Annotated in this window: 11 protein-coding genes, 2 tRNA genes and 1 pseudogene; 7 read left to right on the forward strand and 7 right to left on the reverse strand. The window is 71.8% G+C overall.

The annotated features are described in order from the left end of the window. Window positions 1-156 precede the first annotated feature (156 nt). The 3 genes from AB0A61_RS09455 to AB0A61_RS09465 form a co-directional block, all read right to left on the reverse strand. Window positions 157-1,269 (reverse strand): LLM class flavin-dependent oxidoreductase, encoded by a 1,113-nt coding sequence (locus tag AB0A61_RS09455; RefSeq protein WP_361288707.1) that lies wholly within the window; start codon window positions 1,267-1,269, stop codon window positions 157-159. A 244-nt stretch (window positions 1,270-1,513) separates the two neighbouring features. Further along, a complete protein-coding gene (locus AB0A61_RS09460; RefSeq protein ID WP_361288710.1) occupies window positions 1,514-2,665 on the reverse strand; it encodes a glutathione-independent formaldehyde dehydrogenase in 1,152 nt (383 codons plus the stop codon). A gap of 165 nt (window positions 2,666-2,830) precedes the next feature. Further along, a complete protein-coding gene (locus tag AB0A61_RS09465; protein ID WP_361288713.1) occupies window positions 2,831-3,562 on the reverse strand; it encodes a decarboxylase in 732 nt (243 codons plus the stop codon). Between the two features lie 295 nt (window positions 3,563-3,857). On the opposite strand from AB0A61_RS09465, the gene ehuB reads away from it, so the two are divergent. The 6 genes from ehuB to AB0A61_RS09495 all read left to right on the forward strand — a co-directional run bounded on the left by ehuB (window position 3,858) and on the right by AB0A61_RS09495 (window position 8,142). Further along, window positions 3,858-4,790 (forward strand): ectoine/hydroxyectoine ABC transporter substrate-binding protein EhuB, encoded by a 933-nt coding sequence (ehuB, locus tag AB0A61_RS09470; protein WP_361288716.1) that lies wholly within the window; start codon window positions 3,858-3,860, stop codon window positions 4,788-4,790. Beyond that, on the forward strand, window positions 4,787-5,536 hold the full coding sequence (ehuC, locus tag AB0A61_RS09475) for an ectoine/hydroxyectoine ABC transporter permease subunit EhuC (protein ID WP_361288719.1): 750 nt from the start codon (window positions 4,787-4,789) through the stop codon (window positions 5,534-5,536). Before ehuB ends, ehuC begins: the two co-directional genes overlap by 4 nt. Next, window positions 5,533-6,183, forward strand: coding sequence for an ectoine/hydroxyectoine ABC transporter permease subunit EhuD (gene ehuD, locus AB0A61_RS09480; protein ID WP_361288722.1), 651 nt, complete (start codon window positions 5,533-5,535; stop codon window positions 6,181-6,183). Before ehuC ends, ehuD begins: the two co-directional genes overlap by 4 nt. After that, the gene (ehuA, locus tag AB0A61_RS09485) at window positions 6,173-6,964 is read left to right on the forward strand and encodes an ectoine/hydroxyectoine ABC transporter ATP-binding protein EhuA (protein WP_361288724.1); all 792 of its coding nucleotides are present in this window, start codon (window positions 6,173-6,175) and stop codon (window positions 6,962-6,964) included. The genes ehuD and ehuA overlap by 11 nt, the downstream gene beginning before the upstream one ends. Window positions 6,965-7,188: 224 nt before the next feature. Further along, on the forward strand, window positions 7,189-7,947 hold the full coding sequence (locus tag AB0A61_RS09490) for an IclR family transcriptional regulator C-terminal domain-containing protein (RefSeq protein WP_361288727.1): 759 nt from the start codon (window positions 7,189-7,191) through the stop codon (window positions 7,945-7,947). Window positions 7,948-8,068: 121 nt separating this feature from the next. After that, window positions 8,069-8,142: transfer RNA gene (locus AB0A61_RS09495), tRNA-Lys, on the forward strand. A gap of 146 nt (window positions 8,143-8,288) precedes the next feature. Here the strand turns inward: AB0A61_RS09495 and AB0A61_RS09500 are convergent. The 4 genes and pseudogenes from AB0A61_RS09500 to AB0A61_RS09515 form a co-directional block, all read right to left on the reverse strand. After that, window positions 8,289-8,876, reverse strand: a pseudogene (locus AB0A61_RS09500) (AMP-binding protein); the annotation flags it as partial. Window positions 8,877-9,019: 143 nt separating this feature from the next. Further along, complete coding sequence (locus tag AB0A61_RS09505; RefSeq protein ID WP_361288730.1) at window positions 9,020-9,625, reverse strand: lytic polysaccharide monooxygenase; 606 nt, start codon at window positions 9,623-9,625, stop codon at window positions 9,020-9,022. Between the two features lie 97 nt (window positions 9,626-9,722). Next, a complete protein-coding gene (locus tag AB0A61_RS09510; protein WP_361288733.1) occupies window positions 9,723-10,865 on the reverse strand; it encodes an SPFH domain-containing protein in 1,143 nt (380 codons plus the stop codon). A 74-nt stretch (window positions 10,866-10,939) separates the two neighbouring features. Then, the gene (locus tag AB0A61_RS09515) at window positions 10,940-12,103 is read right to left on the reverse strand and encodes a peptidoglycan-binding protein (RefSeq protein WP_361288736.1); all 1,164 of its coding nucleotides are present in this window, start codon (window positions 12,101-12,103) and stop codon (window positions 10,940-10,942) included. Between the two features lie 188 nt (window positions 12,104-12,291). Here AB0A61_RS09515 and AB0A61_RS09520 point away from each other — a divergent pair. Further along, a tRNA-Lys gene (locus AB0A61_RS09520) sits at window positions 12,292-12,365 on the forward strand. Window positions 12,366-12,690 lie beyond the last annotated feature (325 nt).

Genomic DNA, 12,690 nt, shown 5'->3' on the forward strand with positions numbered 1-12,690 from the left:
GGGCGGAGCACTCGCGCGCGATCGGCTCGCGGACGGTGGACTCGCGCGCGGTCGACTCGCGGACGGTTGACTCGGGGGCGGTGCACTCGCGCGCGATCGGCTCGCGGACGGTTGGCTCGCGCGCGGTCGACTCGCGCGGGGTGAGCTTCGCGGCGGTCAGCTCCGGGACCGGCCGTCACCTCGGGTCGTGGGCAGGTCGTAGGCGTCCGCGATGAGCTCGTAGGAGCGCAGGCGCACGGCGCCGCTGTGGGCGTTGCTCGTGATCATCAACTCGTCGGCGCCCGTGCGCTTCTGGAGGTCGTCGAGGCCGGCGCGGACCTCCTCCGGGGTGCCGTGCACGACATTGGCGTTCCAGGAGGTGACGAACTCCCGCTCCATCGGGCTGAACTCGTACGCCTCGGCCTCCTCGGGAGTGGGTACGAGTCCGGGGCGGCCGGTGCGCAGGCGGACCATGTTCAGCGCGGCGGCCAGGACCTGCCTGCGGGCCTCCTTCTCGTCGTCGGCGGCGAGCGCGGAGACGCCGATGAGGGCGTACGGCCGGTCGAGCACCTCGGACGGCCGGAAGGACTCCCGGTACAGGTCGAGGGCCGGGATGGTGTTCTGTGCGGAGAAGTGGTGCGCGAAGGCGAAGGGAAGGCCGAGCAGGCCGGCCAGGCGGGCGCTGAAGCCGGAGGAGCCGAGCAGCCAGACGGGCGGGCGGTGCGGTGACTGGACGCCGCCCGGGGAGGTCGCCTGGACGGGGCCGGGCACGGCGTGGATGCGGCGGTAGGGGTGGCCGTCCGGGAAGTCGTCGTCGAGGAACCGGGTGAGCTCGGCGAGCTGCTGCGGGAAGTCGTCGGCGCCCTCGTCGAGCCGGTCGGTGCGGCGCAGTGCGCCGGCGGTGGCGCCGTCGGTGCCGGGGGCGCGCCCGAGCCCGAGGTCGACCCGGCCGGGGGCCAGGGCCTCCAGGGTGCCGAACTGCTCCGCGATCACCAGGGGGGCGTGGTTGGGGAGCATGACGCCGCCGGAGCCGAGGCGGATGCGGTCGGTGTGGGCGGCGAGGTGGGCGAGGATCACGGCGGGGGACGAGGAGGCGACGCCCGGCATGGAGTGGTGTTCGGCGACCCAGTAGCGGTGGAGGCCACGGGATTCCGCGAGGCGGGACAGCGCCACGCTGGTGCGCAGGGCGTCGGTGGCGGTGTGGCCCGCGCCCACGGTCACCAGGTCCAGGACGGACAGGGGTACCGGCGCGGTGCCGTGGGCCTCGCCGCGGATCTCGTCTGCCGACACGGGGGTCCTCCTGGTGGTTCGGCCGTGGTTCTTCCTGCCCGGCCCTAACAGGAGACCGTCCCCGGTTATTCCGCGCGCCCGCCCGGCCCACCAGCGCACCCGGCCCGGCGACTCACCCGGCCCACCGGCTCACCCGGCCCACCGGCTCACCCGGCCCAGCGGCACCCCGCAGGGCTCCGCCCCGGGGCGGTCCCCGGGGCGGAGCGGCATCCCTTGCCCATCTGCTGCGCTGCGTGCGCGTGTCCTACGCGGCGAGTGCGTGGTCGGGGTGCAGAACCACCTTGGTGTAGCCCTCGATCCGCTTGTCGAACTTCTCGTACGCCGCCGGTGCGTCCTCCAGCGGCAGCTCGTGGGAGACCACGAAGCTGGGCCGGGCCCGCTCGGCGATGATCATGTCGCGCAACTGGCGGTTGTACCGCTTCACGTTGCACTGACCGGTGCCCATCTTCTGGCCCTTCTCGAACATCCGGCCGATCGAGACCAGAAGCTGGCCGTGCTTGGCGTGCTCGTCGGGGCCGCCCGGGTCGGAAGGCACGTACAGACCCGGCACACCGAGCCTGCCGGTCGCCCGTACCGTCTCGACGAGCTCGTTGAGGACGATGGCCGGCTCCTCATGGCTGGCGTCGTGCGCCTGGGCCTGGTAGCCGACGGCGTCCACGCCCTTGTCGGTTCCTTCTCCTCCCATCTTCTCCTTGATCTGCGCCGCCGGGTCGCCCTGGGTGAAGTCGATGGGGATCGCCCCGATCTCCTCCGCCTTGGCGAGCCGCTCGGGCACCCGGTCGACGGAGAACACCTTTGCCGCGCCGCGAATCAGCGCGGAGTAGGCGGCCATCAGCCCCACGGGCCCGGCGCCGTAGACGGCCACGCTCTCGCCCGGGGACACCTGGGCGAGCTCGCAGCCGTGGTAGCCGGTCGGGAAGATGTCGGCGAGCAGCACGAAGTCGGTCTCGAACTGCTCACCCGGCGGCAGCTTCAGGCAGTTGAAGTCGGCGAAGGGCACCCGCAGGTGCTCCGCCTGACCACCCTTGTACGGGCCCATGGCCACGTACCCGTAGGCGCCGCCCGCGAAGCCGGGATTGACCGTCAGGCAGAAACCGGTCTCCCCGGCGAGGCAGTTCTTGCAGAATCCGCAGGCCACGTTGAAGGGCATCACGACCCGGTCGCCCTTTGCCAGCGAGACGACACCGGGTCCGACCTCCTCGATGATGCCGAGGTTCTCGTGCCCGAAGACGATGCCCGGCTCGGCGGCCGTGCGGCCCTCATACATGTGGAGGTCCGATCCGCAGATCGCGGACGACGTGATCCGTACGAGGACGTCGTTCGGGTGCTGGATCTTGGGGTCGTCCACGTCCCGCACGGACACACTGAAGGGCTTCTCGTAAACGACGGCTTTCACCTTGGTCACCTCCGTGTCGGACGCTGGATGACGGCGGTGACGACGGTCCGCTCCGGGGGACACGGGCAGCCGCGGCGGTCCGTGCTGTGGCCCGGGGCGTTCTCGCTGCACCGCCGGACACTTCCAGGTAACGCCCGTACGGCCCCGTCCGCAAAGCGGAGCCACTTACACCTGCACGATCGGTTCCCGGGTGAAGAGCGCACCCAGGGAAGGGGCGTTCACGCGGCGGTCGGTCAGGCGCAGGGCCTCCCAGACCGTCACCTGGTTCGCCGTGAGGACCGGCTTGCCCAGGTCCTTCTCCAGGGCCGGGATGTGGGAGGCGGTGCGCAGGGCCGTGTCGGGCAGCAGGACCGCCTCGGCATCCGGAACGTCCGCCTCCCGCGCCAGGGCCAGGATCTCCGGCTCGCCCCACCGGGCGGCCTCGGCCGCCGTGACGGCACCGACGCTGTGCCCCCCGACCGTCTCCACGCCTCCCGCGCGCAGGAAGTCCACGAAGAGACCGGTCACGTCCGCGGGGTACGTCGCCGCGACCGCCACCCGGCGTACCTCGATCTCGCGCACCGCGTGCACAAAGCCGAAGGAGGTGGCCGAGGCCGGCATACCCGCCGCCCGCGCCAGGGCCCGCACCTGCTCGTGCGCGCCCTCCCAGCCGTGCACGAAGCTGCCGCTGGTGCAGGCCCACACCACCGCCTCGGCCCCGGACAGCCGCAGCTCCTCGACGCCCTGCGCGAGCCGCTCGGGCGAACCCAGCTCGCGCAGCGTGTCCACCCGGTGCGCGTCCTCACCGGCATCGGTGCGGACCAGGTCCAGCCGGATGTCACTGCCCAGGAGCTGCTCGATGCGCGGATAGTCGTCCTCGGCACAGTGGCCCGGATAGAGGAATCCGAGTGCGGTCATGTCCAGCCTTCCCTGCGGTCTGCGGTGTCTCTCCGGGCAGTACGGGCCAGGAGCACGCCGGCTGCTTCCTCCCACTCCACTGCCCGCACCGCTCGGGGGTACCCCTGACGGCGCGGCCCGATACGGCCGCACGGCCCGGGTACCCGTCGGCGCCGGGGCGCCACATCGGGGCCCGGCCGGGCCCCGATGTGAGGTCCGCCCTCGTCTTCCGAGACCGGGAACGAGGCGTGAAGGAACGGTGGGGAGACGGAAACCATCCGGAATACCCGCTCACGGTCGGGGTAGCGGCGCGCCCATGGCTCCACTGCAGTCACACGACAACGGCTCACGACGCACGCACGGCACCGGTCTGCACCGGCGCGCCCTGCTCGCGGGCGCGGCCGCCCTGGCCACGGCCGGCGCGGTCGGCGCGAGCAGCGGATGCAGCCGGGTGGCCGCCGCCGACACCGGGGACGGCGGGCAACTGCTCCAGCAGCTGCGTGCCAAGGGCGTGGTGCGCCTGGGCATCGCGGGCGAGCAGCCCTACGGCTACATCGGCAAGGACGGCAAGGTGACGGGCTCGGCACCGGCCATCGCCGGCCGCGTCTTCCGCAGACTCGGCGTCGACCGCGTCGAGCCGTTCCCGACGGAGTTCGGTTCGCTCATCTTCGGGCTGAACTCGCTCCAGTTCGACGTGGTCGCGGCCGGCATGTACATCACCCCGGAACGCTGCGGCCAGGTGATCTTCGCCGATCCCGAGTACCAGATGAAGGACGCCTTCATCGTGCCCAGGGGCAACCCGAAGAAGCTTCACTCCTACGCCGACATCGCCCGGACCGGGGCCCGCATGGCGACCGGCATCGGCTACGCGGAGATCGACTACGCCAAGGCGGCCGGGGTGAAGAAGATCGACACCCTGCCGGACCAGCTGGCCGGTCTCCTCGCCGTCGAACAGGGCCGGGTGGACGTCTTCGCGGGCACCGCGGTCACGGTGCGCAACGTGGTGGAACAGACCGGCAGCAACAAGGCGGAGGCGACCGGCGAGGTCACCCCGTACATGGACGGCAAACCGGTGATCGACGCCGGTGCGTTCGCGTTCCGCAGACCCGAGCGCAACCTGCGCGACGCCTTCAACCGGGAGCTGCACAAGATGAAGCGCAGTGGTGAACTGCTCGAGGTCATGCGCCCGTTCGGCTTCACGAAGGACCAGATGACGACCCTCACGGCCGAGGAGAAGTGCCGGTCATGAGTGAGATCACTCCGGGTCTGTGGGGACTCCTGCTCCACGGTGTGTGGGTCACCGTCGAGTTGACCGTGTTCAGTGCCGCGCTCGGCGCGGTCGTCGCCTTCGCCGTGGGCCTGGCCCGCACCCACCGGCTGCGGATCGTACGTTTCCTGGCCGGCGCCTACTTCGAACTGTTCCGCGGCACTTCGGCACTGGTGCTGATGATCTGGGTGTTCTTCGTGGTGCCGCTCACCCTGGGATGGCAGCTCGTGCCCATGTGGGCCGCGGTGCTCACGCTGGGCTGCACCTACGGCGCCTACGGCTCGGAGATCGTCAGGGGCGCGGTGGCGGCGGTGCCGCAGGGGCAGCGCGAGGCCGGGATCGCCCTGGGCTTCCCCCCGGCGCAGCGTCTGCGGAAGATCGTGCTGCCACAGGCCTGGCCCGAGATGGTCCCGCCCTTCAACAACCTTCTCATCGAGCTGCTGAAGGGCACCGCCCTGGTGTCCGTGCTGGGCGTGGGCGACATCACCTTCGCCGCCCAGCTGGTACGGAACGCCACGGGCCGGAGCGCGCCGGTCTACACGGTCGTCCTCGTCATGTACTTCGTACTCGCCTTCCTCCTCACCCGTGCGATGCGCCTGGTGGAACGCAGGGCCAAGGCCGGCGTCGGACGGGCCCCGCAGGCTGAGCCCGCCGTGAGCGCGAAGACCGGCCCGGACCAGCGGCAGGACCTCGCCCACAGCTCGTCGGCCGCCGGAGGTGCGTCGTGAACTGGAACTGGTCCACGCTGGGCGACTTCCTGCCCGCGTTCCGCGACGGCCTGCTGGTCACGCTGCAGGCGCTGGTGCTGGGCGCGCTGATCGCCTTCGCCCTCGGCCTGGTCTGGGCGCTCGCCCAGCGCTCGCCCGTCAGGGCGGTGCGCTGGCCGGTCACCGCCGTCACCGAGTTCATCCGCAACACGCCGCTGCTGGTGCAGCTTTTCTTCTTCTTCTACGTCCTGCCCGAGTGGGGCCTGACCCTGTCCGCGCTGGCCACGGGTGTGATCGGCCTGGGGCTGCACTACTCGACGTACACCGCGGAGGTCTACCGCGCCGGCATCGACGGCGTGCCGCCCGGCCAGTGGGAGGCGGCGACCGCGCTCAGCCTGCCGCGCTCGCGCACCTGGACCGCGGTGATTCTGCCCCAGGCGCTGCGCCGCGTCGCGCCCGCGCTGGGCAACTACGTCATCGCGATGCTGAAGGACTCGCCGATGCTGATGACCATCGGCGTGCTGGAGATGCTCGGCCAGGCCCGCCAGTACGGCTCGCGGACCTTCCACATGAACGAGCCGATCGTGGCCGTCGGCATCGCCTTCATCCTCATCGCCTACCCCGCATCCCTCCTCCTGCGAGCCCTGGAGCGCCGTCTTGTCCGCTGACACCGAACCGACGACCACGACGACCGCCGCCCCCGCCGCGGACGGCCGGGAGCTGATCCGACTCGACCAGGTCACCAAGCGCTTCGGCGGCAACACCGTGCTGGACCGGCTCGACTTCTCCGTGGACTCCGGCAAGCACGTGACGCTGATCGGCCCGTCCGGCTCCGGCAAGACGACGATCCTGCGGCTGCTGATGACGCTCACCAAGCCCGACGAGGGCACGATCACGGTCGACGGCCGGCAGCTCTTCCCGGCGCCGGAGAAGCAGTGCCGCGAGGTGCGCAAGAAGATCGGGATGGTCTTCCAGCAGTTCAACCTCTTTCCGAACATGACGGTCCTGCGCAACATCACGGAGGCTCCGGTCACCGTCCTCGGCCTGCCGAAGGACGAGGCGGAGGCCCGCGCCCGCGAACTGCTGGACCTGGTGGGCCTCGCCGACAAGTGCGACGTGCGACCGACCCAGCTCTCCGGCGGGCAGCAGCAGCGCGTGGCCATCGCGCGGGCGCTGGCCATGCAGCCGCGGGTGCTGCTCCTGGACGAGGTGACCTCCGCGCTGGACCCGGAGCTGGTCGCGGGCGTGCTCGACCTGCTGCGCGACATCGCCCGCAGCACCGACATCACGATGCTCTGCGTGACCCACGAGATGAACTTCGCCCGGGACATCTCCGACCAGGTGCTGATGTTCGACTCGGGCCGGATCATCGAGTCGGGGCCGCCGGAGAAGCTCTTCGGCGACCCCGACCACGAACGCACCCGGGAATTCCTGAGCGCGGTGCTGTAGCGGACGCGGACCCGGGACGTCCGAAACGGCCACGGGATGTGTGCGAGCCGTCACCCGAGGTCCGCGTGCCGGGTCATGACACCGGCATGTGACGCTGGGCCGAGGGCGCGGACAGCAGGGCGGCAATCTGGCCAACACCCGCTCCCGGCAGGGACTTTGCCGGTTATCGTGGGAGGGATTCGAGGCCCGGATCACGGCACAGGAAGCGAGCGCAGGGGGAAACCGTGGCGCTGATGCACGAGCCGACCGCACCGTACCACTCGGCCCAGGACGCCCTGCGGGTCCTGGAGACGGTGGCGGGGCACTCCGCCGGGGTCACCGACACCGAGCTCGCCCGCCGCACCGGCATCGGCCCCGAGCGGCTGACCGCCCTGCTGCGGATGCTGCGCCGCGAGGGGTACGTCGAGCAGGTCACCGACGGCGCCTACGTGACCGGGGACACCCTGGCCCGCCTGGGCTCGGCCCGCGGCCGCGGGCAGGCGCTGCGCGACAAGCTCCAGCGGACCCTCGACCGGCTGCGCGACTCGGTGGGCGCGGCCGTCTACATCAGCCGGTACGTCGACGGTGAGGTCAGGGTCACCCAGTACGCCGACAGCCCGGCCACCCCGGCGGTCAACGAATGGTTCGACTTCCGCTTCTCCGCCCACGCGACCGCGGTCGGCAAGAGCCTGCTGAGCCAGCTCGACCACAACGGGCGGCGCGACCACCTCGCCCGGCACAAGATGGCCCGCCTCACCTCGAGGACGATCACCAGCGACAAGCTCCTGCTCTCCCGCCTGGAGGCCCAGCCGCCCACGGTGCCCGTCCTGGACCTGCAGGAGTACGCGATCGGCACGGTCTGCGCGGCCGTGCCGATCACGGCCGGCTCCTCCGTCGGCTGTCTCGCGCTGTCGCTCCCGGTCGAGCACGTGCACCGCCTGCGCGAGGCCGCGGACAGGCTGAACCGCAGCGCGGCTCCGGTGCTGCTCTCCCTGACGATCTAGTGCCCCGGCCGGCAACGTTCGCCCCGTCGCTAGCGACCGGGCCAGGTGGTCGGAAGCACCCCTGGGGAGCAGGTAGTATTTTCTTTGTCGTCGGCCGCGGGAAGCGGGCGGCGGGAGTCATGCGCCGCTAGCTCAGTTGGTTAGAGCAGCTGACTCTTAATCAGCGGGTCCGGGGTTCGAGTCCCTGGCGGCGCACAGATGAAGGGCCTCTCGTGATCGCGAGAGGCCCTTCGGCGTTCGCGCCGGTCAGCCTCCGGTAGGCCTGCTCCCCCGGTGGCCGCCACCACACCGGGTCGGCACACCGCATCCCTTCCGTCCTGAGCCGCGCCCGGTACGTCCGGGCGTACGCCGAAGTGGCCGGCGAGGGAGTGTCCGGCGGCGGCCAGCCGGCCCTGGGTGCAGATCGCCGCCTTGGCGGCGCTGGTCGAGCCGGAGGTGAAGTACAGCAGGAGGCGGTCGCCGGGAAGGGCGCCGAAGGAGTCCGGCTCCGCCCCGGCAAAGGGCCCGAGCACCTGCTCGTACGCCTCGCTGCCGGTGACCAGGAGCCGCACCCCGGGCAGGTCGAGCCCGTCGAGGAGCGGCAGGTGGGCCGGCTCGGTGACCAGGACCCGGCACTCGGTGTGCAGGACGTCCCGGGCCAGTTCGGGGCCCCGGCGGGTGGGGTTGATCCCGGCGACGGCGGCGCCCGCGAGGGCGGCGGCGCCCAGCCACAGCGGGTACTCCGGGGTGTTGTCGAGCAGCACCCCGACGTGCGGCTCGGCGCCGGGCGGCAGCAGGCCGCCGAGCAGTGCCGCCCGCGCCGCGGCCCCGGCGGCCACCTCGTGGTGGGTGAGCACCCGGTCCTCGAACCACAGCCCGGGCCGGCGGTCGCCCCACCGCGCCCGGACCAGCTCGGCGACGGTGGGCCGCGTGGGCTGCCTGGATCCCATGGGGCCGCACGGTAGCTGACACGGCATCAGGTGTGGAGCCCGCGGCAGGACCCACGACAGGGAGGACGCCGGGGCCGGCATGGGCGGAACCCATGCCGGCCGGGCCGCCCGCTCGCGCTGCCCTCAGAACATGACGTCCGCCCTCAGAACGTGACGTCGGAGCAGGCGTAGAACGCGTTGCCCGTGTCGGCGATCGTCCAGACCGCGAGGATGACGTGGTGGCCGCTCAGGCCGGACGGCAGGGTGCCGCTGTGGCTGAGGGTGGACGGCGGGCGCTGACCGCCGTAGGGCACCGTGAGGAACGGTGTGGTGTTGAGATCCGCCCTGGTCAGGGCATGGTTCTGGTTCCAGCCCTGCCTGGTGACGTAGTACTTGAAGTCGGTCGTGGCGTGCATGGCGGTGAACTGCCAGCGGAAGGTGTAGCTCTGCCCGCCGTTGACCCTGGTGGCCGGCCAGGCGCCGCCGGACGGCGTCCTGGGGCTGTCGAGCTGGCCGAACCGGGTGTTGTTCCCGGAACAGATCCGCCCGTCGGCCGGGCCGCTCGCCGGGAAGCCCTTGGGCCCCTCGACGCTCTGCGGCTCGTACTGGATGTCGCCGCAGTTCGTCACGGTGCCGTTGGCGCAGAGCTTCTGCCGGCTGACGGGGAGGTCGGTGTAGCCGTGGCTGCTGGCGCCGCCGGTCGAGAGCACGAAGGCTCCGGCGGTCGCGAGACCCAGCACGGCGCCGTACAACTTGGCCTTTTTGCGCATGCTGCCGCTCCTGGTGAACGTGGGGGAAGTTCAGTGAGCTGTGCAGGTCTAGACCAAGTTCCAGATTATTGTCGCGACTTGAACATGTCCATACCAATCACGGGGTGGCTTCCCGGCGCCCCGCGCAGAAGGCCACCGTCAGATCCCGTACCAGGACCTTGCGTTCGTAGTCGTCGAGTTCCACCAGCCCGCGCATGGTCAGCCGGGTCACCGTGTCCTCCACCGAGTCCACGACCGAGGTGAGCATGCTCGCCCGGTGCTGCGCGTCCAGCACGGCGATGCTGCGCCGGTGCATCGCGGCCGCGACCTCGGGCGCGTACTCGACCCGGGCCGGCCGCACCGAGAAGACCTCCAGCCCGACCGGCGCGGCCTCGCGCGCCACCAGCCGGGTCAGCTGGTCCCCCGTCGCCTCCACCGAGCCCCTCGCCCCGCCCGGCGTCTGCACCGGCACCTGCGCGAGGACCGCCTCCACGCAGTCGCGCAGGTACGTCTCGTGGTCCTCGACACCGAGCACCGCGCGTGCGGTGTCCCGCACCCGCCACACCACCAGCACCACCACCCGAAGCGCGACCCCGCTCAGGTCGGTGGCCGGCATCGGCTCGCTGCGCCAGTGCCGCAGCCGCACGTCGACCCGGCGGCGCAGCACCAGCGGGTTGACCCACACCAGTCCGGTCCGCCGGACGGTCCCCCGGTAGCGGCCGAACAGCCCGAGCACCCAGGCACGCCCGTTCCGGCCCCGGGCCAGTCCGCCGAAACCGAGCAGCCCGAGCGCCCCGGCTCCGGCGTACGCGGCCCACTGCCCCAGCCCCACTCCGGCGCCCGGGCACACCGGCAGCCTCAGCGCCTGCGCCGCCAGCGGCGGCAGCACCCCGGCCCACCACGAGGTGAGCACGCAGCCCGCCGTCCCGGTGACCCCGGCGACCACCCCCACCGTTCCGGGCAGCACCCGGCCCGGCCGCTCCTCCAGATCGGGGTCCACCTGCGGTGCCGGGCGGGCCGGATCGGGCATCCGGCGCCGCAGGCGCGGCTGTTCGCCGGTGCCCTTCCTGCTGCCCACGACCGCCGGTCTGAGCGACACCGGGGCGGGGCCGGGGTCGTCACGGAACAGCAGGTGGACGGGGATCTCGGTGGTCGCCTCGGTGTGGATCAGCCGGGGGGTGGGACGGGTCGCCGGGCCGTCCGCACACCCCGTCGCCTCGGTCCCGTCGGGATCGGGCGTGAGAGAAGTGGTCGTGCTCATACCTGCCTCCAGCCTCCGCGCCAGATGGTTCAGGACAGTGGGCCGTCGGCCCGCTCAGCACGGCGCCTCGCGTGTCACGCGAAGAGCCTGCGCCAGGTTTCCGGCCCCGGGTAGCCGTCCGCGGCGCCGCCCCGCCACCCCTGGGCGCGCTGGAAGGCCTCGACCGCCCGCCGGTCGGCCAGGGACCACCGCGGACCCGGCCCGCTCGGGTAGAAGCGGCCGTACCCGTTCTTCACCAGCCGGTTGCCCAACTGGGTGACGTACTCGTTGTTCGCGCCGGGCCGGAACATCGCGCGCCCCGGATATCCGGGCAGTCCGTGCGAGGCGGACCGCCCGGCCCCGGTGTTGATGTCCTCACCCTCCCCGGTCGCCGGCGGCGGCCAGGTCTCCGGCCCCGGCAGCCCGTTCGCGGCCGTCCCGGTCCAGAGGTAGGGCGGGGGCGCGGCCGGCCTGGCGCCGGCCGTGATCGACCTGATGCCCTTGTAGCGGTAGGGGACGTAGTGACTTGAGTGCGTCCAATAGGCGTACGGGGTCGCCAGGCGCCGGGCGCGCCTCGGGGTCTGCTCATAGGCGATGTAGGAGCGGTGGGTGTGGTCGGTCCAGCCGCCGAAGATCACCACGTGCGAGCCGCTCTGCGGGTTGTCGCGGTTGTGGTACAGCAGGATGTCGCCGGGCTGGAGCTGGTTCTTGGTGATCCGGACCGCGTACGTTCCGAGACTGCCCGTCCACTCGTTGCGCGGCAGGTTCCAGGCCATCGAGACGAAGCCCGAGCAGTCCTGCCGGTAGCCGTCGGACCAGTAGGCGTACATGTCGTACGGCACTCGCGCGGCGACCCAGGCCCGGGCCCGGCTGATGATCTCGGTGCGGGTGATGGTGAGCGCCTTCGGGGTGCCCTCCGGCTCGGTCGCCCCACCGTCGCTGCCGCGCAGCGGGCCCGCCTCTCCCTGCGGGGTCGGGCTGTCGCCGGCCCCTCCGCCGTCGTCACCTGCGGGGATGGCCGGCCGGCCGGAGACGAGGGGGGTCGCCACGGCCGGTGCCGCGTGGCCCGCGCCGAGGGCCGCGGCGGTGACGGCGGCGACGACGAGCGTGCGGCGGACGGACGGGGTGCGGACGGACGGGGTGCGGACGGACGGGGTGCGGGCGGCCGGGGAGTGCGGATGGGGGCCCCGGCTGTGTGCGCAGCCGGGGCAGTCGCAGTCGATCTCGGGCTCGATCTCCTCGAACACCGGAGACTCCATGCGATCTACCTCACATTTCGTATGGACATATCAGGATCTGTTCACATTGATCAGTTTCCCAACTCTCACGAGGACGCGCATGCTGACGGTCCGAATGATGTACAGAGGTCCCTGGCGGGGCCGATCGGCCGCATCCGGGGTGGTCAGGAGCACCACCGGAGGTCATGTAGAGTTAACGACGTCAGCAGGCGCCGCTAGCTCAGTTGGTTAGAGCAGCTGACTCTTAATCAGCGGGTCCGGGGTTCGAGTCCCTGGCGGCGCACGATGGCGATGGCGAGGCGTGTTCGCGGAAAGCGCGAACTGTCTCGCCATCTCTGTTTTTGCGCGGCTTCGCCGCGCGTTGTGGGGGCTTCGCCACCCACACCCCCATCCCCGTGGGGACAGTGACCGCCGAATGAAGTGGTGGGCGCTTCGCCACCCACACCCCCATCCCCGTGGGGACAGTGACCGCCGAATGAAGTGGTGGGCGCTTCGCCACCCACACCCCCACCCCCGTGGGGACAGTGACCGCCGAATGAAGTGGTGGGCGCTTCGCCACCCACACCCCCACCCCCGCGGGGACAGTGACCGCCGAATGAAGTGGTGGG

It is taken from the genome of Streptomyces sp. NPDC046197 (assembly GCF_040646295.1).
Taxonomy (GTDB): domain Bacteria; phylum Actinomycetota; class Actinomycetes; order Streptomycetales; family Streptomycetaceae; genus Streptomyces.

Excerpts from the sequence above, each read along its gene's own strand:
- AB0A61_RS09465 (WP_361288713.1), bottom strand. The coding sequence starts at position 3,562 with ATGACCGCACTCGGATTCCTCTATCCGGGCCACTGTGCCGAGGACGAC.
- ehuB (WP_361288716.1), top strand. The coding sequence starts at position 3,858 with ATGGCTCCACTGCAGTCACACGACAACGGCTCACGACGCACGCACGGC.
- ehuC (WP_361288719.1), top strand. The coding sequence starts at position 4,787 with ATGAGTGAGATCACTCCGGGTCTGTGGGGACTCCTGCTCCACGGTGTG.
- AB0A61_RS09505 (WP_361288730.1), bottom strand. The coding sequence starts at position 9,625 with ATGCGCAAAAAGGCCAAGTTGTACGGCGCCGTGCTGGGTCTCGCGACC.
- AB0A61_RS09510 (WP_361288733.1), bottom strand. The coding sequence starts at position 10,865 with ATGAGCACGACCACTTCTCTCACGCCCGATCCCGACGGGACCGAGGCG.
- AB0A61_RS09515 (WP_361288736.1), bottom strand. The coding sequence starts at position 12,103 with ATGGAGTCTCCGGTGTTCGAGGAGATCGAGCCCGAGATCGACTGCGAC.